Raw genomic sequence first — 23,477 nt, 5'->3', positions numbered from 1 at the left:
TCAAGTTATTCGTCGTCTTTACCAAGAATCGCTTTTAGATCCTGCTTCAAAAGCGACATCTGGCTCGCATATTTCTCTTTACGTTCCGCATCTTCAATCAGCTGTACCACTGTCTCTGACAATGTTACCCCTCTGCGACGGGCAAGTGCGGCAAGACGTTGCCAAACTAAAAATTCCAGATCGATGGATTTTTTACGCGTGTGTTGATGTTCTGCGTTAAAATGACGTTTACGTCGTGCGCGGATTGTTTGCTTCATCCGGTTATCCAATTCCGGATTCATGTGGCGGCTAATCCACGTAAGCACTTTTACCGGCTCATTTTCCAGTTTAAGCAGCTCGTCAATGGCTTCCTGGGCAACGCTGTTTTCAATGTGACGGGTAATAGCTTCCCCTTCCCGGTGCTTTTTCACCAGGTACTTCCATTTCCAACCGCTCTCCAGATTTTCCAGTTGCTGATATTTCATCGTGAACTCTTCAGTGACCGCGTAACTTTATTAAGCATAACAGCTTTGCGCCGAATTTCCCTGGCAATTGCGCCCTCTTTTAGACTGTTTTTTGCACAGTCGCCTCGTGATGTCAAACTCCCTGACACCAACTTCTACTCTGCATGTATCAAGCTGCCGTTATTCTTGTATAATCGCCCTTTCCCTTTTTGACGATTGCATCTAACACTTTGACCAATAACCGACTTGAATGGCAATCACTGTTGCCGGACGTTACGCCTTATCAAGCGATATTTGATACCGCCGCGCAGTTGGCTCCCGTGTCCTTTGCCTCTATTCAGCCACGTCTGGAAAATGCACTGACGCTGTTTTGCCATCCACAATCGCCACCGCGTTTCATGCTGTTGAAAGCGCAGGAGACGCGTGAGTATTTGGCGCTGATCGCCCATGCGGTTGAGCAACTGCAACCTAACAATATGGCGTTCAAGGGCAGTCACTATGTGATCCAAGGTGGCAAGGTAAGTGTAGAACCTGCCAGCCGCGGTGATGAGCCATTTTCCGCCGGGGGCGCCTGCGTATTTCAGGAGTGGGTTGAACCAGAACAGTTGTTTGGCTGCGTCAGGATCCACAATGGCGAAATCAGCCTGCAACCCGGTCTGGTGCATCAGGCCAATGGCGGTGTGCTAATCCTGTCGGCACGTGCCCTGCTAGCCCAGCCGCTGCTGTGGTTGCGTTTGAAGCAGATGATCACCCAACGTCAGTTCCACTGGGTTTCCCCAGATGAAACGCGTCCTTTACCAATCACTATTCCAGCGATGCCGCTGGAGTTGCGGTTGATCGTGGTCGGAGATCGTCACGGTCTTGCCGATTTCCATGATATTGAGCCGGAACTGAGCGAACAGGCAGTCTACGGTGAATACGAAGAAGATCTGCAACTCACCGAAGTTGATGACATGGTTCAATGGTGTGGCTACGTCAATGCACTGATTGATGAAAAGCAACTACCGCCTTTGGCAGCCGATGCCTGGTACCCTCTGATGATACAGGCGGTACGTTACAGTGGCGATCAGGGTAACTTGCCACTATCCCCGCTGTGGCTCGTCCAGCAGCTTTCTGAAGCGGCACTGTATGCCGAAGAAGAAAGCATCACCGCCAAAGCGTTTGAAGCCGCGTTAAATGCGCGTGAGTGGCGTGAAAGCTACCTTGCCGAACGCATGCAGGATGAAATTGAGCTGGGCCAAATCCTGATTGAGACGGAAGGCGAAGTCATCGGTCAGATCAATGGCCTGTCGGTATTAGAGTATCCAGGTCATCCACGCAGTTTCGGTGAGCCCTCTCGCATCAGCTGTGTCGTCCACCTTGGCGATGGCGAATTCACCGACGTCGAGCGTAAGGCTGAGCTTGGCGGTAATCTTCATGCCAAAGGCATGATGATTATGCAGGCGTTTCTGATTTCAGAACTTGAACTAGACCAACCTCTGCCCTTCTCCGCGTCAATAGTCTTTGAGCAATCTTACGGTGAAGTCGATGGCGACAGCGCATCACTCGCTGAATTGAGTGCACTGATCAGCGCACTGTCACTGCAGCCGATCACACAGCAAATTGCGGTTACCGGTTCTGTAGACCAATTCGGTAATGTACAGCCCATCGGCGGCGTCAACGAGAAGATCGAAGGCTTTTTTGAAGTTTGCCAACGTCGTGGTTTGACGGGTAAACAGGGCATAATCCTGCCCGCAACCAACGTGCGCCATCTGTGTCTACGCCAGGATGTGGTCGATGCGGTACGCGAAGGCCAATTCCATCTGTGGGCTGTCGATAGCGCCGCGGAGGCCTTGCCATTACTCACCGGTTACCCCTACTCTGATGAACAGCAGCCGAATCTATTAGCTGCCATTCAGGAACGGATTGCACAGGTGAATCCGCAGGAGCGTCGGCGCTGGCCATGGCCGCTTCGCTGGCTTAACTGGTTCAACCACGGCTGATCGGACTTGTTCAGCGTACACGTGTAAGCTAATCTGCGCCCTTCAATAAAATAAGGTTTACTGAGAACATGGTAGAAAAACGCGACTCCTATACGAAAGAAGACCTCGAAGCATCCGGCCGTGGCGAGCTGTTTGGCGCTGGTGGCCCACCGTTGCCGGCAGGTAACATGTTGATGATGGACCGCGTGGTCAAAATGACCGAAGACGGTGGTACGCACAACAAGGGTTATGTGGAAGCGGAACTGGATATCAATCCGGACCTATGGTTCTTTGGTTGCCACTTTATCGGCGATCCGGTGATGCCGGGCTGCCTGGGTCTGGATGCCATGTGGCAATTGGTCGGCTTCTACCTCGGCTGGTTGGGTGGTGAAGGTAAAGGCCGTGCACTGGGCGTGGGTGAAGTTAAATTCACCGGCCAGGTGCTGCCAACCGCGAAGAAAGTGACCTACCGCATTAACTTCAAACGCGTGATCATCCGTAAACTGATTATGGGTGTCGCTGATGGTGAAGTTCTGGTCGACGGCCAGGTCATTTACACCGCAAGCGATCTGAAAGTGGGCCTGTTCAAGGACACTGCTGCGTTCTAACCGCAGTCACGGCGGCCCTTCCCGGTCGCCGTTTATTTTCCCGCCGTGATTATGTTGTGCCTTCATATACGCACATTTATAACGGCCAAATAGTGACTACAATTATTGTAGTTACTGAGAGGTGTGCCATGCAAAAGACCCGTTTTGATAACATGCCATGCCCGGTAGCCCGCTCTCTGGATCGTGTCGGCGAATGGTGGAGTATCCTGATACTTCGCGATGCGTTTCATGGCTTATCCCGCTTTGATGAATTCCAACAAAGCCTTGGGCTTTCGCCCACGATATTGACTCGCCGTCTAAAGGGCCTGGTGGAAAGCGGTATTTTGTATAAACAGCGCTATCAAACACGGCCCGTTCGCTATGAGTATCTGCTCACCGAGCGTGGCAACGATTTTTTTCCCGTGCTTGCTGCGCTGTTTCACTGGGGTAACACCCACTTGGCCGAAGACGGTATTAGCGCAGAATTGGTCGATCGCCGTACAGGACAACCGATACGTGTACAACTGATCGACAGCATCACCCAGCAGCCTGTTGCGCTGCATAATATTACTTTGGCACCAGGGCCTGCGGCGACAGAAGGTATGCGCCAACGCGCAGCCCTGATGCAGCAGAACCTTTCTGCATTCCCCCCAGAATCATCCAAGGAGTCACTATGAACACTCGTCGTATAGTCATTACCGGCATGGGTGCCGTTTCGCCATTGGGATGCGGCGTAGAGGCTATCTGGCAGCGTCTGCTGAAGGGTCAGTCTGGCATTCGCCCATTACCGGAAGAAATCGTTGCTGACCTGCAAGTGAAAGTCGGTGGCCAGGTACCTTCGTTACAACAAGATGCCGAGGCTGGCTTCGATCCCGATCGTTCTGTTGCGCCAAAAGATCAAAAGAAAATGGATCGCTTCATTCTCCTCGCCATGGCAGCCGCAGATGAGGCTATTCAACAAGCAAGCTGGGTAGCAGACACCGAAGATAAGCAGGAACGCACTGCAACGGTGATCGCCTCCGGCATTGGTGGTTTCCCAGCCATCGCCCAGGCGGTACGCACCACCGACAGCCGAGGTGCCAAACGCTTGTCGCCTTTCACCATTCCTTCTTTCCTGGTGAACCTGGCAGCGGGTCACGTTTCAATTAAACACCAGTTTAAAGGCCCGATCGGCGCCCCTGTGACAGCCTGTGCAGCGGGCGTACAAGCCATTGGCGATGCTGTCCGTATGATTCGTAACGATGAAGCCGATATCGCCCTATGTGGCGGTACAGAAGCCGCAATCGACACGGTAAGTCTGGGTGGCTTTGCGGCAGCGCGTGCCATGTCTACAGCGCCGGCAGATACTGCAGTGGCGGCTTCACGACCTTTTGATAGCGAACGTAACGGTTTTGTTATGGGGGAAGGTGCCGGCATGCTGGTGATTGAAACATTGGAACATGCGCTGGCTCGGGGAGCGACCCCGTTGGCGGAAATTGTTGGCTACGGCACCAGTGCAGACGCCTATCACATGACCTCTGGAGCCGAAGATGGCGACGGTGCCTACCGCGCAATGAAGATTGCCCTCAAGCAAGCAGGCGTAACGCCACAACAGGTACAACACCTGAACGCGCACGCAACATCCACGCCGGTGGGGGATTTAGGGGAAATTAACGCCATTAAACATCTGTTCGGTACAGATGGTGGTATAGCCGTCACCTCGACCAAATCTGCAACGGGTCATTTATTGGGTGCTGCTGGTGGATTAGAGACTATTTTTACCGCGCTGGCACTCCGCGATCAGATTGCACCAGCCACGCTGAATTTGGACAACCCAGACCCGGCTGCTGCGGGGTTGCATCTGGTAGCGAAGAAAGCGGAACCAATGGCCATGACCTACGCGCTGTCGAACGGCTTTGGTTTTGGCGGTGTGAATGCCAGTATTTTGCTGAAACGTTGGCAAGGGTAATAGTACCTGTAAACAAAAACCTCCGCGCTTGGCGGAGGTTGTTCCTTTTTTTGACAGGGAGCCGCTTAAGCGGTCACAGCCCTGTCTTCCATGGCTTCTCGCCAACCTCCCAGCCACTGAGACCGGGCGTCCACCGATGATTGGTAGGGACAATATTCCCTGGAACGCCCTAAAATACCTGCTTGATAACCTCTCGAATGCGCCCTTTCCAGACGATCGCGTTTCTGTCTCTTCATGCCTCGTTTCCCTCATTTTTTGGTCTGGTGGAAAGAAAACAATGGCTGCTTTTTGCGCAGCCACGTTTAACCAATAGCGCTAAATGACGGGAAGATCAATGCGCAAAATTCACGCCAATGTCATATTTGTGAACTACACACGTAGAATTTGCTAAGTGGCTGATATGCCAAAAATAAGTTAATGTATTGAAATAAAACAAAAATCCCTCCCAACTTGTAAATGTAAAATTTCACGTTGGGAGGGATTAGACTCTTTTAGTACAAATTATGACTAAAAACGACCGGCCTGGGCAGCAATGTCCTGTGCTTCTTGCTGCCACCCTTGTGCCAGCGTTCGCACAAGTGCATCGTAGCCGTCTTCACCCTGCTTCAGTTCCAGGTTGAACGGTCGTTTGGTCAGTTGACCTTGATGGTTCAGCACCCACTCGCCGCGAATAATCGCCTTGCCATCAAAACGCCCATGGAAACCGCTAACGTTGACGTTAAGTACGTCCTGATCGCTGCTCATCGGCTGAGAAGATACGACCCAGCCTGGCATCGCGCTGCTCAAGTTAGTCACCAATGTCTGCTGCAACTGTTGGTCAAGCGGACTGGCCCAGAGGTTGTTCTGGGCGATCACGTACTGCACATCATTGGTTTGGTAAACCACACCACTTTGTGCCAAATAGTCCGCTACGCTTACATGCTCCAGCCACAGTTGGCGCGACGTCGCTCCCCCGCTGACCTGCGCCGGCGTACCCAATGCCGGCAGTTGATAGTAGGTTTTCTGTGGCGTACTGCTACAGGCGCTGAGCAACAGCGCCAGGGCTACCGGAATCCATTTCATCATTTATTGGCCTTCTTCGGCTGAGGATCATTACTGCCCGCGGCTTCAAATACCAGCGCGTTGCTCTTTTCGTTCAGGGTACGCAGCACGGGTTGCAGTTCGCGCAACACCTGATCGAGACGCTGCATATCGCCGACCATCTTGTTGTAGGCCGGTGAACCTGGCTGGAAGCCTTTCATGCTGCGATTCAGTTCCTGCAGCGTTTTCTGCATATCCTGCGGCAGCGCCTTCATTTCTTTGCTGGCAATGATGTCGTTCAGCGATTGCATGGTCTGCTGTGTCGACTTCATGGTCTTCTGGCTTTCCGCCAGCGTTTTGGTCGCCTCATTGATCATCGGATTTAACGGCATCGCGTTGATCTTATCCAACGTCTGCATCAGTTTCTGTTGGATCTGCGCCAGACCGCCGCTGGTGGTCGGCATCAGTGGGTAACCGAACAGCTCGCGCGGCCCTTTCCAGGCTTTTTCTTGCGGGTAGAAATCAAGATCGATATACAGTGAACCGGTCAGCAGGTTGGCTGACTTCAACGCGGCGCGCATCCCACGAGCTTCAGCATCTTTCAGATGCCCTTCAATATCGAAATTGCCACCCAGCTGTTTCTGGAAGCGATCCGGTTCGATCCTGATCAGGACCGGAATACGGTAATCGTTATCCAGTCGTTGCATCATGCCTTCTTTATAGAATGGCACCTGCGCCACAGTACCCAAACGGATGCCGCGGAACTCGACTGGCGCACCCGGCTGCAGGCCGCGAATCGAATCGGAGAAGAACATCAGGTAATCTTTGTGTACGGTGTACAGCGAATCCTGGATGCTGCGTTGGTTATCGAACAGCTGATATTCCGTCTTCTCTTTCGCCTGCTCACCGCGATCCCAGCCGTCCGGCACGTCAAAGCTGACGCCGCCGCTGAACAAGGTCGCCAATGAGCCCATTTCTACTCGCATGCCCTGCGCGGACATGTCAAAGGCCACGCCGCTGTCTTTCCAGAAGCGAACATTGCTGGTCACAAGTTGATCATAAGGTGCGGAGACAAACAGCTGATAACGCATGGCACGCATTTTCGGATCAAAATAGCTGGTCTCTACCGAGCCGACACGGTAACCGCGGAACAGCACGGGGTCACCGGCATTCAACTGACCCGATTTTTCGCTGTCCAGTATGATGCGCAGCCCTTTGGCATCTGGAGACGCCAATGGCGGTGCATCCAACAGTTGATAGTCACTCTTGCCTGCTTTGCCTTTATTGCCCGGTTGCAGCTCGATATAGGCACCGGAAAGCAACGTGCCCAGACCGGAAACCCCCCCGCGGCCAATCTGTGGCTTCACGACCCAGAAAGCCGAGTCCTGACGCAACAGTTTTCCCATACCGGAATTAAGGCGCGCCTCGACCACAACCTTGCTCAAGTCTTCACTCAGCGTGACCGTCTCCACAATACCGACGTCGACACTGCGGCTTTTTATTTTCGTTTTCCCTGCCTCCAGCCCTTCTGCGGTGGTGGTGACCAATGTCACGACCGGGCCTTGGTGGCTAAAATGGTAGAACAGGATCCAGGCGCCAATCAGCGCAGTGACGATGGGGATAATCCACACCGGCGACCAGCGCTTGATCTTTTCAACGTCCGCGACGTTATGATTATTTTCCGTCACCTTGCGGCTCCTTTTTTATCGTTTCATTTACGCGATCCCACGTCAGGCGGGGATCAAACGTCATGGCAGCAAACATAGTGAGGATCACCACCATGGCGAACAGCAGCGCGCCAGTAGCCGGGTAAATACTCATCAATTGTCCCATCCGTACCAATGCCGAGAGTACGGCAATCACAAACACGTCGATCATTGACCAGCGGCCAACGAATTCAACCACTTCATAAATCAGGTGCATCCGTTCGCTATCGGCCCGGGGCTTATGCCTGCCGTTGGCATCCCAACACAGCCAGCCAATCGCCAACATTTTCAATGAGGGTACCATGATGCTGGCAATGAAGATCACCATCGCCACCGGATAAGACCCTTCTCCCCACAGCAGGATCACCCCAGCCATGATGGTTGAGGTAATTTTATTACCCAGTGCCTCAGTGACCATGATAGGCAGCAAATTCGCCGGAAGATACAGCATGATCGAGGTGACAAGCAGTGCCAACGTCCATTGCAGGCTGTGACGACGGCGAACGTAGCCCTTGGTATGGCACCGTGGGCAGCGGGTCAGTTCAGCCGGCAAGATCGCCGTGCAGCATTGGCACGAACGCAAGCCCTGGCGCAATCCGATACGGCCTACCGTCATGGGACGATCGTGTCGCGGCGCCGGTTCAATATCATTCCATAACCAGCGGCGGTCGACGCACTGGAAAGCTCGCACCTGCAACAGGCAAAACAGGCAATAAGGCACAAAGCTGCTGCCTACGCCAATATCACCGTAAGCCATCAGCTTAACGAAGCTGACCAGCACCCCGGCCAGAAAAATCTCCACCATGCACCAGGTTTTAAACTGGAACAGCAGTTTGGCCATCCACTCTTTCAGGCCGATAGGAATAGGTACCCTGGCGCACAAAAGAATGATCGCCACCATGCAAAATGCCGGGATCAGTTGAACGAACACCATAAACAGCGTGGCCATGCTGGCGTAGTCTTCCGCCACCATCACCTGCGGGATCTGGATCAGTTTGATTTCGTTACCGAGACCGGCAACACGCATATTAATAAAAGGGAAAATATTCGCCAGCAACAGCATGAACAATGCACTGAGGGCGTAGCCGATCGGCCGCTTACGCGGTTCATCCCAGCGGGAGCTGAGCGTCGTTTTACAACGCGGGCATACCGCTTTTGAACCATAGGCCAGCGGCGGCAATGCCACCAGCATGTCGCACTGCGGACACAGCATCAGGTTGTCCTGTTGCTGTTGTACGTGCGTTGCGTGGCTGTGCTGCTCGTGATTCTCGTGGGAACACACCATAATCCTCCTTAACAACGTAGCTCACCGGTACGGCAATACCGCCCGCAGCAGCGCGCGGGCGGTATTCTCAGCGGTTAGCCGTTTTTCATCGCTTCCAGCTCTTCCCAGCGGGCAAACGCCTCTTCCAGCGCCCCTTCGGCTGCGGCCAGTGCCGTCAGTACCTGCTGTGTTTCACTGTGGGGACGCGTGAAGAAGTCCGCATCGCTCATTTGCGCTTGCAACGCTGTAATTTCCGTTTCCAATTGTTCAAGACGCTGCGGTAACTGTTCCAGCTCACGTAACAAGTTATAGCTCAGTTTAACGGCAGGTTTCTTCGACTGTTCAGCCTTTTTTTCCGCCGCCGGCTTGTTCTGCTCGGCCGCTACCTGACGGATCGGTTTTGCCGTCGCACGTTGGTGGTGTGCGTCGTAGTAACCGCCGACAAAGGTGCTGATCACACCGTTACCTTCAAAGATCCAGCACTCGGTCACGGAGTTATCAACGAATTGACGATCGTGGCTCACCAACAGCACGGTGCCTTGATAACCGTCGATCAGCTCTTCCAGCAACTCCAGCGTTTCGACGTCAAGATCGTTGGTTGGTTCATCGAGAATCAATAAGTTACTTGGTTTCAGGAACAACTTGGCCAGCAACAGGCGATTACGCTCCCCACCTGACAAGGCTTTCACCGGTGTCATCGCGCGTTTTGGGTGGAACAAGAAGTCCTGTAAATAGCCCAGCACGTGACGGGAACGGCCGTTGACCATCACTTCCTGCTTGCCTTCTGCCAGGTTGTCCATCACCGTACGTTCCGGATCCAGTTCGGCACGGTGTTGGTCGAAGTAAGCGACTTCCAGCTTGGTCCCGCAATGCACGCGACCACTGTCGGCTTTCAACTGCCCCAGCATCAGTTTCAGCAGCGTCGTTTTACCGCAGCCATTTGGGCCGACTAACGCAATTTTGTCACCACGCTGTACCTGCGCTGAGAAATCACGCACCAGCACTTTACCGCCAACCTGATAGTTAACGTTTTCCATCTCAAACACGATCTTGCCAGAGCGTACAGCCTCTTCCACCTGCATCTTGGCGGTGCCCATGACTTCACGGCGTTCCGAACGCTCGTTACGCAATGCCTTCAGTGCACGTACACGGCCTTCGTTACGGGTGCGGCGCGCTTTGATGCCTTGACGAATCCACACCTCTTCCTGCGCCAGCTTACGGTCGAATTCTGCGTTTTGCAGCTCTTCCACTCGCAGCGCTTCTTCTTTGCTCAGCAGGTATAAATCGTAGTTACCCGGCCAGGACACCAGCTTGCCGCGATCGAGATCGACAATGCGCGTTGCCATATTACGGATAAAGGAACGGTCGTGGGAAATGAACACGATGCTGCCCTGGAATTCCTTCAAGAACCCTTCCAGCCAGTCAATCGTTGTAATATCCAGGTGGTTGGTCGGTTCATCAAGCAACAGCACGCGCGGGGAGCTCACCAGTGCGCGGCCCAGCGCCGCTTTACGCAACCAACCGCCGGAGAGAGAAGAAAGCTCTGCATCGCCGTTCAGACCCAACTGCAACAGCACTTCGCTGATACGGCTGTCGAGCTGCCACAGACCCTGGTGATCGAGGATCTCCATAATCTGCGCCATGCGCGTCAGGTTCTTTTCGCTTGGATCGGTTTCCACCAAATGCGAGATCGCATGATACGCTTTCAGGTGTTCCGCCTGTTCGGCCACGCCTTCCGCCACAAAGTCGAAGACTGTGCCACCGATATTGCGCGGTGGATCCTGCTGCAGACGCGCCACAATCAGATCTTGCTCATAAATCACCCGGCCGTCATCCAACGGAATTTCTTTACCGAGGATCTTCAGCAGCGTGGACTTACCGGCGCCATTGCGCCCAACCAGACAAACGCGTTCGTTGTCTTCAATATGAATTTCGGTGTTATCTAAAAGCGGTGCATCGCTGAAGGACAACCAGGCACCGGACATGCTAATTAACGACATAGTAATTATTTTCCTTCGCCGGCATGGGTAACCAGCCAGCAGTTATGAATTTGACGGTTACGGGCAAAATCCTGTGACTGAGTCTGGGCGGTAATTTCTTTCGCCTCCAGACCCAATGCGCTCAGGCCGGCCATATCCATCTGGAAACCGCGTTTGTTATTCGAGAACATAATGGTCCCGTTACGACGCAGTAACCGTTTCAAATCTTGCATCAGCACCAGGTGGTCGCGCTGAACGTCAAAGGTATTCTCCATCCGCTTGGAGTTGGAGAAGGTCGGCGGATCGATAAAGATCACGTCGAATTGTTCGTCGGCATTTTGTAGCCATGACAGGCAGTCTGCATGGATCAATCTGTGCTGTTTGCCAGTCAGACCGTTAACCCGCAGGTTTTTCTCGGCCCATTCCAGATAGGTACGCGACATATCCACCGTGGTGGTGCTGCGCGCACCGCCCAGACCGGCATGCACACTGGCGGTGCCGGTATAAGCAAACAGGTTGAGGAAGTCTTTGCCTTTGCTCATTTCACCCAGCATGCGGCGGGCGATGCGGTGGTCAAGGAACAACCCGGTATCGAGATAGTCAGTCAAATTAACCCACAGTTTGGCGTTAAACTCTTCCACCAGCAGGAACTCGCCCTTCTGCGCCAGTTTTTCGTACTGATTCTTGCCCTTCTGACGTTCGCGAGTTTTGAGGATCAGCTGATTGGAAGGCAGCTCCAGCACTGCCAGCGTGGCGTTGATCACATCGAACAGACGCTGACGAGCTTTCTGCGCATCGATCGTTTTTGGCGGTGCGTACTCCTGCACCACGACCTTGCTGCCGTAGCGATCCACGGCCACGTTATAGTCCGGCAAGTCAGCATCATACAAGCGATAACACTCAATACCCTGCTGTTTGGCCCACTTATCGAGCTTCTTCAAGTTCTTGCGCAGACGGTTAGCAAAATCTTCCGCTACCTGCACACCACCAGTACCCTGTGGATTTTCCGCCAGTTGGTAATTTTTCTGTACGCAGTCCAACGGGCCGTTTTTAGCCTTGAACTGGCGCTCAGCACGCAACTGCAAACAGCTCAGCAGCTCTGGCGAAGCGCTGAACAGCGATAACTGCCAGCCACCGAACGCGCTCTTCATGATCCGACCCAGCATATTATGCAAGGCGATCAGTGCCGGTTCGCTTTCCAGGCGCTCACCGTAAGGCGGGTTGCAAATCACGGTGCCCGTCGGGCCTTCCGGCAACGGGTTGGTCAGTTTGGCAACGTCGTTGACGTTAAAGGTGATCAGTTCAGCAACGCCGGCACGACGGGCATTTCCGCGGGCCATTTCTATCACCCGGCGATCAATGTCAGAACCAAAGAAACGCGAAGTGGTTTCCTGCAAACCGCGACGTGCACGCACCTGCGCTTCGGTGATCACTTCACGCCACAGATCGGCGTTGTGGCCATTCCAAGCGGTAAAGCCCCAGTGCTGGCGGTGTAGGCCTGGTGCACGATCCGAAGCTATCATGGCCGCTTCGATCAACAACGTGCCTGAACCGCACATGGGATCCAGCATCGGGGTACCTGGCTGCCAGCCGGAACGCTGGACAATCGCCGCCGCCAGGCTTTCTTTTAGCGGTGCCTGGCCGGTAAGGTCGCGGTAACCACGCTGATGCAGGCCCTCACCACTCAGATCGAGCGCTACGCTGGCCATATCGCGCTGCAGGAACACGTTGACGCGAATGTCCGGCTGTTGCTTGGCAACCGTTGGACGCTGATCCATCTTGCGGGTAAAGCTGTCGACAATGGCGTCTTTAACTTTCAACGCGCCGTACTGACTGTTGCGGATCTCTTCGTTAACGCCACTGAAGTGAACGGCAAAGGTTTTATCCACGCCAAAAATGTTCGTCCAGTCAATCGCCTGTACGCCCAGATACAGATCCAGATCGCTGTGCACACGGAATTCATTCAGCGGCAGCAAAATACGTGAGGCCAGACGGCTCCACAGCAAGCTTTGGTACAGAAGACGATCGTCACCCTGAAAATGTACCCCACCCTGCACTACTTTACAGGCGTGAGCGCCCAGCGCTTCCAGTTCGCTTTTTAACAGTTCTTCCAGTCCACGCGCCGTGCTGGCAAACAGAGAGTTCATATCGTACTTATCACCAAAAAGAAAATTGTTGCGCATTATAGCTAATCCAGACCGCTTGTCATAAAGTTGCTCCCTTCTATTTAATAATCGCACGGGGATAAGGGTGATTACGCTTTCGAAACTCTACGTTCATCCGGTGAAATCGCTTCGTGGTTTGCAGCTTTCTCACGCGCAAGTTTCCAGTAGCGGTCTGGCTTTTGATCGCACTTTTATGATCACCGAACCGGATGGCACCTTTATTACGGCGCGCCAATATCCGCAGATGGTGATGTTCACTCCAGCACTGCTCCCCGATGGGCTGTTCCTGACCGCGCCGGACGGCGAAAGCGCCGCCATCCGCTTCAGTGATTTCGCCCCCGAGGCACAGCCGACAGAGGTCTGGGGCAACCATTTCACCGCCTTGATTGCACCGCAGCCCATTAACGATTGGCTAAGCGGTTACTTTCAGCGCGACGTGCAGCTGCGCTGGCTCGGCCCAGAACTCACCCGTCGCGTTAAAAAGCACCCGGAAATCCCCCTTTCCTTCGCCGACGGTTACCCTTATCTGCTGATTAACGAAGCCTCATTCAACGATTTGCAACAGCGCTGCCCAGGTAGTATCAAACTGGAGCAATTCCGCCCCAATCTCGTGGTGACGGGTGCCAGTGCGTGGGCAGAAGATGGTTGGCAGGTGATCCGCGTCGGTGACGTCATGTTTGATCTGGTAAAACCCTGCAGCCGCTGTGTACTGACTACCGTTAGCACCGAACGCGGCCGTAAGCATCCGAGCGGTGAACCACTCAGCACCCTGCAGAAATTCCGCACTGCTGACAACGGCGATGTCGATTTTGGCCAAAATATGGTGGCGCGCAACAGCGGTATTATCCGCGTTGGCGATACGGTGGAAGTCTTGTCCACTAAACCTGCACGCCCTTATGGCGCGGGTAAAGTCGTTGAAAGCCTTCAGGCACCGCAGGACAGTGCGCACAGCGTTACCATTGAATACGAAGGAAAGGTGTTTACCGGCAATAATCAGCAGATTTTGTTGGAGCAGTTGGAACAGCAAGGGCTCCGCGTGCCTTATTCATGCCGTGCGGGCATTTGCGGGAGCTGTCGCATCACCTTGGTAAGTGGCGAAGTGGCACCGCTGAAGAAAAGCGCAGTAGCCAACAATGGCACCATTCTCTGCTGCAGCTGTATTCCAAAAAGCGATCTGACGCTGGCGTAATCGGCCTTATACAGCCCTGTCGTAAGCCGGGGCTGAGGCCTCATCCTGCGCACAGGGTTTAAGTCTATCGTGCATGACTTTGATGGCATCGCCCAGGACCATGGTGCGACCTGCAACTGAAAGTTGGTTTTGTGCCAGCAAGCACAGGCTGGCGTTATCGCCGGCTTCTACCACCAGCAGGCGGGCTTCAACGCCGCTTTCCATCACCTTCACCGCCGCAAGCTCACCATTCTTGGGTTGCAACGGATAATGTTGCTGAGAAAAATGCCAGCTTTTCGGCATCAAGGGTTTCAAGAACCGATAAGCCACCAGGGCATTTAATACCAGTTCTGCACGTTGCTCGTGGCTGAGTTTTATCTGTTTACACTGCTCTTCATAATTAAAATAAAGCGCCGCATCATCCACGCAAAAAGAGCATTCATCGAAAGCATCAGGCGTTAACATTTTGGCAGGGAAACGCGAACGAAAGATCATACCATTAGCTAAATCCAGCATTAGCCGATCGTGCTCGGCGTCAAAATACCAACGCCAATTATCGTCAGGTTTTATCTTCATCTCTTATCCTTCTGCTGCCCATGCCACGCTGTATTTACCTAAAAGGTGATTTTATCACCGCTAAAATCGCTTAAACATCGGATAATTCCGCGAACGATATTTATGCTAGTGGACAAAATATAGACGAGCCGGGAGAAGAAATAAACCCCCGGCCGAAAATGAAAGGAAAAATATTAGATGTAGTTAACGATATCTTTAATCAGGCGCGGACCTTTGAAGATAAATCCGGAATAAATTTGCACCAAGGAAGCCCCAGCTGCCATTTTTTCACGTGCCGCCATCAGGGAATCAATTCCGCCAACACCAATGATCGGCAAACGCCCTTGCAATTCGTGTGACAAACGGCGGATCACGTCGGTGCTGCTCGCTTGTAATGGACGACCACTTAGGCCCCCCATTTGCTCGCAATAATTCAGCCCCTGGATCAATTTTCGATCCAAGGTGGTATTGGTCGCGATCACACCATCGATATTATGGCGAACCAAACTGTCGGCTATTTGGATCAATTCTTCTTCAGAAAGATCCGGTGCGATCTTAACAGCGACTGGCACATATTTGTGATGGCGCGCATGCAATTCCTGCTGCTTATTTTTAATCGCGGCCAGAAGATCGTCCAACGCGTCTCCGTACTGTAAAGAACGTAATCCCGGAGTATTGGGTGACGAAATGTTGATCGCGATATAACCGGCATACGGATACACTTTATCCATACAGATCAGATAATCGTCTTTTCCTTGCTCAACCGGGGTATCTTTATTCTTGCCAATATTAATCCCCAGAATACCGCCGAAATGAGATTTCTTAACGTTTTCAACCAGATTATCAACACCCTGGTTATTAAAGCCCATGCGGTTGATCAACCCTTCAGCTTCCACAACGCGGAACAGACGCGGTTTATCATTCCCCGACTGCGGGCGCGGCGTCACAGTCCCGACTTCGACAAAGCCAAAACCCATAGCACCGAAGGCATCGATACATTCACCGTCTTTATCCAGACCGGCGGCCAAACCCAATGGGTTTTTAAAAGAGAGCCCCATGCAGCTTACCGGCTTGGTCGGCACTGCCTGACGAATAAGGAATTCTAACGGGGTGCCGGTAACACGGCGAAGCTGTTGAAAAGTCAATTCATGCGCACGCTCGGGATCGAGCTGGAACAGCGCTTTTCTGATGAGGGGGTAGTACATGTACTCTCCTGATTTCCCGGTTGCAAACCGGGGGCGTATTATCCGGTATCCCCTGCCCAATTGGAATTGATTAAAAGCAAAAAAAGCGTTTTTTACGCAACCGTTTTCCCTCGCCAGGGTTCAAATCACCGCCAATCCGTATTTGCGCATATCAAAATCAAAAAATGAGATTTAAGTAACCCGCCCTTTTGCTGATAGGTTTAAAACACTTCTCGATAATTTACTCATTAAACCTAACTTTTAGTTATAAGGAGTGGCAATGCGCGTTATATCACTGGCCGGCAGTCCTCGTATCCCATCACGATCAGCGGCACTGCTTTCCCTGAGTAAAAGTTGGTTACAACAGCAAGGCGTGGAAGTGATCCCCTACACCCTGCACGACTTTGATGCCGAAGATTTGCTGTATGCCAACTTTAACAGCCCCGCAATCAAAGCCTTCACTGAGCAACTGGCGCAGGCTGATGGCCTGCTGGTCTCTACGCCAGTGTATAAAGCATCATTTTCCGGTGCACTGAAAACACTGCTGGACCTGCTGCCCGAACGCGCGCTGGACCATAAGGTGGTATTGCCCCTAGCCACCGGCGGTTCCATTGGCCATATGTTGGCAGTGGATTACGCCTTAAAACCCGTGCTGGCGGCATTGAAAGCTCAGGAGGTGTTGCACGGGGTGTTTGCCGATGACAGCCAGATCGTGCTGGACGGTGAAAAGGTCACCCTGTCCGAGAACCTGGCAGCCCGATTGGAGGAGGCCTTGGAAAGCTTTTATCTGGCCCTCGGTCGCCGTAAACCCCCAAGGGTAAAGATCTCCCCGACCCTGCTTGCACGCCAAACCGCCTGACAGCACAGCATATAAGGAAATACGCATGAAACGACTTTCTTCTCTGGGACGTTGGCTGGGTACCAGCGCATTGGCAGGCATTATCTCACTGGCGTGGATCAATACGGCCAACGCTCAGGATCCGGCACAATTCCGCATCGGCTACCAAAAAGGATCGATTAGCCTGGTATTGGCTAAGTCCCACAACCTGTTGGAACAACGGTTTCCCCATACCAAAATCAGTTGGATCGAATTCCCCGCCGGTCCGCAAATGCTCGAAGCGCTGAACGTGGGCAGCATCGATTTAGGCAGTACGGGGGATATTCCACCGATATTCGCCCAGGCCGCCGGTGCAGACCTGCTGTATGTCGGTGTGGAACCACCAAAGCCCAAGGCGGAAGTGATCCTGGTGCCGGAAAACAGCCCAATCAAAACCGTCGCGGATCTGAAGGGCCGTAAAGTCGCTTTTCAGAAGGGTTCCAGCTCCCACAATTTGCTGTTGCGCTCACTACAAAAAGCAGGGCTGAAATTCACCGATATTCAGCCTATCTATCTGACTCCCGCAGATGCCCGCGCCGCCTTCCAACAAGGTAACGTCGATGCCTGGACCATTTGGGACCCGTACTATTCCGCTGCCTTGTTGCAGGGTGGCGTGCGAGTACTGGGTGACGGTACCGACCTTAATCAAACCGGCTCGTTCTACCTTGCCGTGCGCCCTTATGCCGAAGCTAACGGGCCGTTCATTCAACACGTGCTCGATGTACTGACACAGGCCGATGCACTGACCCGCAGCGATCGGGCGCAAAGCGTCACACTGTTGGCAAACGCGATGGGCCTGCCGGAGAAAGTGATCTCCGCCTATCTGGATCACCGCCCGCCGACGTCGATTAAGCCTTTGGACGCACACACCATTGCCGCTCAGCAGCAAACTGCCGATCTGTTTTATGCCAATCATTTGGTGCCCGTGAAAGTCGACATTTCTCAGCGCATCTGGCACCCAAACGCACAATAATTTAGGAGAACCTACAATGAGCCTGAACGTATTCTGGTTTTTACCCACTCATGGTGACGGCCACTATCTGGGCAGTACTGAAGGTGCCCGCAGTGTCGATTACGGCTATTTACAGCAAATCGCCCAAGCAGCTGACCGACTGGGTTTCGGCGGTGTATTGATCCCGACCGGCCGTTCATGCGAGGACTCTTGGCTGGTGGCAGCGTCACTGATCCCGGTCACTCAACGGTTGAAGTTCCTGGTGGCGTTACGACCCGGCATCATTTCACCCACGCTGGCAGCGCGTCAGGCTGCGACGCTGGATCGCCTTTCCAATGGCCGTGCACTCTTTAACCTGGTTACCGGCGGCGATCCTGAGGAATTGGCGGCGGAGGGCCTGCATTTAAATCACGAAGAGCGTTATGAGGCCTCCGCAGAGTTCACCCACGTCTGGCGCAAGGTGCTGGAAGGCGAAACCGTCGATTTCAACGGCAAACATATTCAGGTAAAGGGCGCAAAACTGCTGTACCCACCTGTACAACAGCCACGCCCACCGCTCTATTTTGGCGGTTCTTCCGCCGCCGCGCAGGATCTGGCAGCCGAGCAGGTTGAAATGTACCTCACCTGGGGTGAGCCTCCGGCGCAGGTTAAAGAAAAGATCGCCGAGGTACGTGCCAAAGCGGCAGCCAAAGGCCGCAAGGTCCGTTTTGGTATACGTCTGCACGTGATCGTACGTGAAACCACAGAAGAAGCCTGGCGGGCCGCCGATCGGTTAATCGCCAATCTCGATGAGAAGACGATTGCCGACGCACAGAAGGCTTTTGCCCGATTTGACTCCGTTGGACAACAACGCATGGCGGCATTGCACGGCGGCAAGAAAGACCATCTGGAGATCAGTCCCAATCTGTGGGCCGGTGTTGGCCTGGTGCGCGGCGGAGCCGGTACCGCACTGGTTGGTGATGGTCCGACGGTGGCGGCACGTATGCAGGAATATGCTGACCTGGGTATCGATACCTTTATCTTGTCCGGTTATCCACATTTGGAAGAAGCCTACCGCGTAGGTGAACTGCTGTTCCCCCATCTTGACCTGGTTGAAAACGAAGCGCCCACTCAACGCCGACCGGTCAAAGCGCAGGGAGAAGTGGTGGCCAATATCTATATTCCGCAAAAAGCGTCGCAAAGCTGAGGAGCCGCACTATGGCAAACGGCACACAACGTATCTTGCATCGTCTCGCCCCTTGGGCATTGCCGATAGCGCTGGTGGTTATCTGGCAAATCTCCGTTGAGGCGGGCTGGCTGTCGAACCGCATTCTGCCGGCACCAAGCGCCGTCGTTACCGCCTTTTGGACGCTGACCAAAAGCGGTGAGCTGTGGCAACACCTGACAATCAGCAGCTGGCGTGCACTGATCGGCTTTAGCATCGGTGGCAGCATTGGGCTTGTGCTGGGTTTTATTACCGGCCTGTCACGCTGGGGCGAACGCCTGCTAGACAGTTCCGTGCAGATGATCCGCAACGTGCCGCATTTGGCGCTGATCCCGCTGGTGATTTTGTGGTTTGGCATCGATGAGTCAGCCAAGATCTTTCTGGTCGCGTTGGGCACCCTCTTCCCTATCTATCTCAACACTTATCACGGCATCAAGAATATCGATCGCGGCCTGCTTGAAATGGCGCGCAGCTATGGCCTGAGCGGTTTCCAGTTATTTACCCAGGTGGTTTTACCGGGTGCTCTGCCTTCGATCATGGTCGGCGTTCGTTTCGCCTTAGGTTTTATGTGGCTCACGCTGATCGTGGCGGAAACCATTTCAGCCAACTCGGGGATCGGCTATCTGGCGATGAATGCCCGTGAATTCTTACAGACAGATGTCGTGGTGGTCGCCATTGTGCTGTATGCCTTACTCGGCAAGTTGGCTGACGTCAGTGCACAACTGCTGGAACGCATCTGGTTACGCTGGCATCCGGCCTACCAACTGAAACAAGGAGAAGCGCTATGACGGCTCCCGCCCGTATTCCCCAAGGTACCCCAGTCACGCTGGAGTCCATTGCCAAGCGCTACGGTAACCGCACGGTGCTAGAGAATATTCAGTTGCGCATCAGCGCTGGCCAGTTTGTCGCCGTCGTCGGTCGCAGTGGCTGCGGAAAAAGCACGCTGCTACGTCTGATGGCCGGGCTGGAGAAAGCCACCAGCGGCGCATTGCTGAGCGGTAATGCACCGCTCGCCAGCGCCAGAGAGGATACACGTCTGATGTTTCAGGATGCGCGCCTGCTGCCTTGGAAAAAAGTGATCGACAACGTCGGACTCGGGTTACGGGGCCAGTGGCGAGAAGACGCGTTACACGCATTGAACGCAGTGGGATTAGCCGATCGCGCCAATGAGTGGCCCGCGGCACTGTCCGGCGGCCAAAAACAGCGGGTGGCTTTAGCACGTGCGCTGATCCACCGTCCACGCCTGTTGCTGTTGGATGAACCTTTGGGGGCCTTGGATGCGTTAACGCGGATTGAAATGCAGGGGCTGCTCGAAGGGCTATGGCAACAGCATGGTTTCACCGTGTTATTGGTGACGCATGATGTCAGTGAGGCCATTGCGCTGGCAGATCGGGTGATTTTAATTGAGGAAGGACGCATCGGGTTGGATTTGACCATTGATCTGCCGCGACCACGCCGAAAAGGATCGCGTAAATTGGCAGAACTGGAGGCCGAAGTGTTGGACAGAGTGCTGTCTCCGCCCTCACCGCTGGCTGAAACTTCACGACGTATCGCGAATTAGACAAGGGACGGCATTAGATCATGCCGTCCCTTTGTCCTTTTACCGTTACGCGTCGAGTGCCTTACTGATCTTCTCGAACAGGTCGCCGGACAGGTTCTCGAGCCCTTTCAACTGTTCAAGCGCTTTACGCATCAGCGCCTGACGCGAAGCATCATAGCGCTTCAGACGGATCAGCGGCTCGATCAAGCGGGCAGCAATTTGTGGGTTACGCTGGTTCAAATCACTGAGGATCTCGGCCAGGAACTGATAACCGCTGCCGTCTGCGGCATGGAATGCCGCCGGATTCGCTGATGCAAATCCGCCGATCAACGAGCGAGTGCGGTTTGGGTTGCTCAGGCTAAATGAGCGGTGTTTCAGCAAGCTGCGCACGTTGGACAGCACGTCTGCCGCAGGGCTGGTTGCCTGCAGAACAAACCATTTGTCCATCACCAGACCATCCTGGTGCCAACGCTCATCAAATGCCGTTAACAACGCATCACGGCACGGCAACTGCGCGGCCACCGCGGCAGCCAACGCCGCCAGAGAATCGGTCATGTTGTCCGCCTGACGGTATTGCTCCGACACCAAACGATCGGCTAGCACTTCGTCGCCAAAGGCCAGGTACCCCAGGCACACATTGCGCAGGGAGCGTTTGGCAATATCCGCGTGTTCCACCCGATAACCGTCGGTTTTGTTGGCGTTATACACCGCCAGCCACTCATCGGCCATTTCCTTCGCCAGGCAACGGACGATCGCTTCATGTACCGCGGCAATGGCTTCAGGATCGATAGTAGCGAACAGTTCGGCCATTTCGCTTTCAGAAGGCAATGTCAGGATCTGCGCGGCCAGCGCCGGATCCAGAGCCTCATCCAGCAACACCGCGCGGAAAGCATCAGCAACGTGCAGCGGCAGCGACAACGGCTGTTTCTGCTGGTGTCTCGCCACATTCAGCTTGATGTAGGTAGCCAGCAAGCTCTGTGCCGCATCCCAACGCGCAAAGTCATTACGGGCGTGCTGCATCAGGAAGGTCAGTTGCTGATCGCTGTACGGGTAATCCAGCTTCACCGGCGCCGAGAACTCACGCAATAAAGACGGTACAGGTTGGTGTGCGACACCGTCAAACACAAAGGTTTGTTCGGCTTCGGTGATGTTCAATACGTTATTGATCGCCGAACCGTCTTTCTGCAGAGCAATGACATTGCCTTCTGCATCGTACAATTCGATATCCAGTGGAATATGCAGCGGCAACTTCTCTGGTTGATCCGCAGTCGGTTCCGTTTTTTGGCTGACATGCAGGCGGTACTGCTGATGTTCGGCATCGTATTCGTCGCGCACGGTCAGCTGCGGCGTACCGGACTGGCTGTACCAACGTCGGAACAACGACAGATCAACGTTGGACGCGTCTTCCATTGCCTGAACAAAATCATCACAGGTAGCCGCACTGCCATCATGACGTTCGAAATACAGCTGGATGCCTTTCTGGAATTGCTCTTCACCCAACAGCGTATGCATCATGCGGATCACTTCAGATCCTTTCTCATACACGGTTAAGGTGTAGAAGTTGTTCATTTCGATAACTTTGTCCGGGCGAATGGCGTGCGCCATCGGACTGGCGTCTTCCGCAAATTGCGCGCCGCGCATAACACGCACGTTATCGATACGGTTTACCGGACGTGACCCCAAATCTGAACTGAACTCCTGATCGCGGAATACCGTCAGCCCTTCTTTCAAGCTGAGCTGGAACCAATCGCGGCAGGTCACGCGGTTGCCAGTCCAGTTATGGAAGTATTCGTGGCCAATCACCGCTTCGATATTCAAGTAATCTTTGTCGGTCGCGGTTTCCGCTTTCGCCAGCACATATTTGGAGTTAAAAATATTTAACCCTTTGTTCTCCATCGCCCCCATGTTGAAGAAGTCGACGGCAACGATCATATAAATGTCGAGATCGTATTCCAGCCCAAAACGGGTTTCATCCCATTTCATCGAGTTCTTCAAGGAGGTCATCGCCCAATCGGCGCGATCCAGGTTGCCACGATCAACAAACAGCTCCAACGCAACTTCACGTCCCGAACGGGTCGTGAAGCTGTCCCGCAGTACGTCAAAATCACCGGCAACCAATGCAAACAGATAACAAGGTTTTGGGAACGGATCTTGCCACTGCACCCAGTGACGGCCATCTTCCAGTTCACCCTGCCCAACGCGGTTACCGTTTGACAACAGGAACGGATAACGCGCCTTGTCGGCCACGATACGCGTGGTAAAGCGGGCAAGCACGTCTGGGCGATCGAGGTAATACGTAATGTGGCGGAAACCTTCTGCCTCGCATTGCGTACACAGCGCGTCACCAGACAGATACAGCCCTTCCAGCGCGGTGTTTTTCGCCGGGTGGATATCGTTGACGATGGTCATGGTAAATTGTGCTGGCAGATTCTCGATAACCAGTTTGTTATCCTGTAACTGATAGGCAGTCCACGGCTGACCGTCGATCTCAATACTCACCAGCGTCAGATCTTCACCGTTGAGTGCCAATGGCGCGTCAGCAGCACCTTGGCGCTTAATCTTGCTGACTGCGGTTACGCGAGTTGTCTCTGCATCCAGCTCAAAATCCAGGTCAATATCAGTGATGGTATAATCTGGCGCGCGATAATCGTGGCGATACTTCGCCTGTGGCTGTTGTGTCATAAAAACCCTTTGACGTCTCAGTGAGTTACAGGTGCCAGGCTTTCATCATGCGTTTATTTCGCCATGGGGAAAAAGCAGAAATTTCGATGAGCCTGATTGTAAATAAACTGTATCACAGCTACAAAAAAAACCCAGACATGCCAAGGCACCAGAGCAGAGAAATCGGAGGTGGATCCTGGTATTATCGACGAATCCCCCTGCCAGTCAGGCTCCTGCACCTAATGGAACATCAAAATCAGCAT

The 23,477-nt window shown here is 53.6% G+C and carries 20 protein-coding genes; 10 read left to right on the top strand and 10 right to left on the bottom strand.

The features are described from left to right. Positions 1 to 5: 5 nt before the first annotated feature. A complete protein-coding gene (matP, locus tag AC2FCQ_RS18705; RefSeq protein ID WP_209632599.1) occupies positions 6 to 464 on the bottom strand; it encodes a macrodomain Ter protein MatP in 459 nt (152 codons plus the stop codon). A 209-nt stretch (positions 465 to 673) separates the two neighbouring features. Between matP and AC2FCQ_RS18700 the strand changes: the two genes are divergently transcribed. The 4 genes from AC2FCQ_RS18700 (at position 674) to fabF (ending at position 4,939) form a co-directional block, all read left to right on the top strand. Beyond that, positions 674 to 2,425: a Lon protease family protein gene (locus AC2FCQ_RS18700; protein WP_265555128.1), complete on the top strand. Its 1,752-nt coding sequence runs from the start codon at positions 674 to 676 to the stop codon at positions 2,423 to 2,425. A gap of 68 nt (positions 2,426 to 2,493) precedes the next feature. Continuing rightward, entirely contained in the window at positions 2,494 to 3,012 is a 519-nt protein-coding gene (gene fabA / locus AC2FCQ_RS18695) for a bifunctional 3-hydroxydecanoyl-ACP dehydratase/trans-2-decenoyl-ACP isomerase (RefSeq protein ID WP_012006178.1), read from the top strand. 128 nt (positions 3,013 to 3,140) lie between these two features. Then, the gene (locus AC2FCQ_RS18690) at positions 3,141 to 3,668 is read left to right on the top strand and encodes a winged helix-turn-helix transcriptional regulator (protein ID WP_209632597.1); all 528 of its coding nucleotides are present in this window, start codon (positions 3,141 to 3,143) and stop codon (positions 3,666 to 3,668) included. After that, on the top strand, positions 3,665 to 4,939 hold the full coding sequence (gene fabF / locus AC2FCQ_RS18685; RefSeq protein ID WP_490308725.1) for a beta-ketoacyl-ACP synthase II: 1,275 nt from the start codon (positions 3,665 to 3,667) through the stop codon (positions 4,937 to 4,939). The genes AC2FCQ_RS18690 and fabF overlap by 4 nt, the downstream gene beginning before the upstream one ends. Positions 4,940 to 5,004: 65 nt before the next feature. Here fabF and rmf read toward each other — a convergent pair whose 3' ends face one another. From rmf to rlmKL, 6 genes are all read right to left on the bottom strand, one after another. Next, positions 5,005 to 5,175: a ribosome modulation factor gene (rmf, locus tag AC2FCQ_RS18680; RefSeq protein WP_071827009.1), complete on the bottom strand. Its 171-nt coding sequence runs from the start codon at positions 5,173 to 5,175 to the stop codon at positions 5,005 to 5,007. 271 nt (positions 5,176 to 5,446) lie between these two features. After that, entirely contained in the window at positions 5,447 to 6,004 is a 558-nt protein-coding gene (gene pqiC / locus AC2FCQ_RS18675; protein WP_265555132.1) for a membrane integrity-associated transporter subunit PqiC, read from the bottom strand. Beyond that, on the bottom strand, positions 6,001 to 7,647 hold the full coding sequence (pqiB, locus tag AC2FCQ_RS18670) for an intermembrane transport protein PqiB (protein ID WP_490308726.1): 1,647 nt from the start codon (positions 7,645 to 7,647) through the stop codon (positions 6,001 to 6,003). The genes pqiC and pqiB overlap by 4 nt, the downstream gene beginning before the upstream one ends. Further along, complete coding sequence (gene pqiA, locus AC2FCQ_RS18665; protein ID WP_209632593.1) at positions 7,634 to 8,950, bottom strand: membrane integrity-associated transporter subunit PqiA; 1,317 nt, start codon at positions 8,948 to 8,950, stop codon at positions 7,634 to 7,636. The genes pqiB and pqiA overlap by 14 nt, the downstream gene beginning before the upstream one ends. A 74-nt stretch (positions 8,951 to 9,024) precedes the next feature. Next, positions 9,025 to 10,929 (bottom strand): ABC transporter ATP-binding protein, encoded by a 1,905-nt coding sequence (locus AC2FCQ_RS18660; protein ID WP_209632592.1) that lies wholly within the window; start codon positions 10,927 to 10,929, stop codon positions 9,025 to 9,027. A gap of 5 nt (positions 10,930 to 10,934) precedes the next feature. Further along, positions 10,935 to 13,055: a bifunctional 23S rRNA (guanine(2069)-N(7))-methyltransferase RlmK/23S rRNA (guanine(2445)-N(2))-methyltransferase RlmL gene (gene rlmKL, locus AC2FCQ_RS18655; protein WP_404760285.1), complete on the bottom strand. Its 2,121-nt coding sequence runs from the start codon at positions 13,053 to 13,055 to the stop codon at positions 10,935 to 10,937. A 103-nt stretch (positions 13,056 to 13,158) separates the two neighbouring features. On the opposite strand from rlmKL, the gene AC2FCQ_RS18650 reads away from it, so the two are divergent. Further along, entirely contained in the window at positions 13,159 to 14,262 is a 1,104-nt protein-coding gene (locus tag AC2FCQ_RS18650) for a YcbX family protein (protein WP_209632591.1), read from the top strand. Between the two features lie 6 nt (positions 14,263 to 14,268). Here the strand turns inward: AC2FCQ_RS18650 and AC2FCQ_RS18645 are convergent, their stop codons facing one another. Continuing rightward, on the bottom strand, positions 14,269 to 14,817 hold the full coding sequence (locus tag AC2FCQ_RS18645; protein ID WP_044549587.1) for a cell division protein ZapC: 549 nt from the start codon (positions 14,815 to 14,817) through the stop codon (positions 14,269 to 14,271). Between the two features lie 173 nt (positions 14,818 to 14,990). Next, positions 14,991 to 16,001, bottom strand: a complete 1,011-nt coding sequence (gene pyrD / locus AC2FCQ_RS18640; protein ID WP_209632590.1) for a quinone-dependent dihydroorotate dehydrogenase — start codon at positions 15,999 to 16,001, stop codon at positions 14,991 to 14,993. A gap of 259 nt (positions 16,002 to 16,260) precedes the next feature. Here pyrD and ssuE point away from each other — a divergent pair, with 259 nt between their 5' ends. From ssuE to ssuB, 5 genes are read left to right on the top strand one after another with little or no spacing between them, the layout of a single operon-like run. Beyond that, positions 16,261 to 16,839 carry an NADPH-dependent FMN reductase gene (gene ssuE, locus AC2FCQ_RS18635; RefSeq protein ID WP_490308727.1) on the top strand — a complete coding sequence of 193 codons (579 nt, stop codon included), beginning with the start codon at positions 16,261 to 16,263 and terminating at the stop codon, positions 16,837 to 16,839. 25 nt (positions 16,840 to 16,864) lie between these two features. Beyond that, a complete protein-coding gene (locus tag AC2FCQ_RS18630; protein WP_490308729.1) occupies positions 16,865 to 17,830 on the top strand; it encodes a sulfonate ABC transporter substrate-binding protein in 966 nt (321 codons plus the stop codon). Positions 17,831 to 17,846: 16 nt separating this feature from the next. Next, entirely contained in the window at positions 17,847 to 18,995 is a 1,149-nt protein-coding gene (gene ssuD / locus AC2FCQ_RS18625; protein ID WP_404759931.1) for an FMNH2-dependent alkanesulfonate monooxygenase, read from the top strand. An 11-nt stretch (positions 18,996 to 19,006) separates the two neighbouring features. Further along, a complete protein-coding gene (gene ssuC, locus AC2FCQ_RS18620; RefSeq protein WP_209632586.1) occupies positions 19,007 to 19,801 on the top strand; it encodes an aliphatic sulfonate ABC transporter permease SsuC in 795 nt (264 codons plus the stop codon). Then, positions 19,798 to 20,574 (top strand): aliphatic sulfonates ABC transporter ATP-binding protein, encoded by a 777-nt coding sequence (gene ssuB, locus AC2FCQ_RS18615; RefSeq protein ID WP_209632585.1) that lies wholly within the window; start codon positions 19,798 to 19,800, stop codon positions 20,572 to 20,574. Before ssuC ends, ssuB begins: the two co-directional genes overlap by 4 nt. Before the next feature lie 45 nt (positions 20,575 to 20,619). Here the strand turns inward: ssuB and pepN are convergent, their stop codons facing one another. Then, positions 20,620 to 23,235 (bottom strand): aminopeptidase N, encoded by a 2,616-nt coding sequence (pepN, locus tag AC2FCQ_RS18610; RefSeq protein WP_209632584.1) that lies wholly within the window; start codon positions 23,233 to 23,235, stop codon positions 20,620 to 20,622. Between the last annotated feature and the right edge of the window lie 242 nt (positions 23,236 to 23,477).

This window comes from Serratia sp. CoH_134_PS_4 (assembly GCF_058190535.1).
Note: the sequence above shows the minus strand (reverse complement) of the source record. Positions and strands in the feature narration are given on the sequence as shown.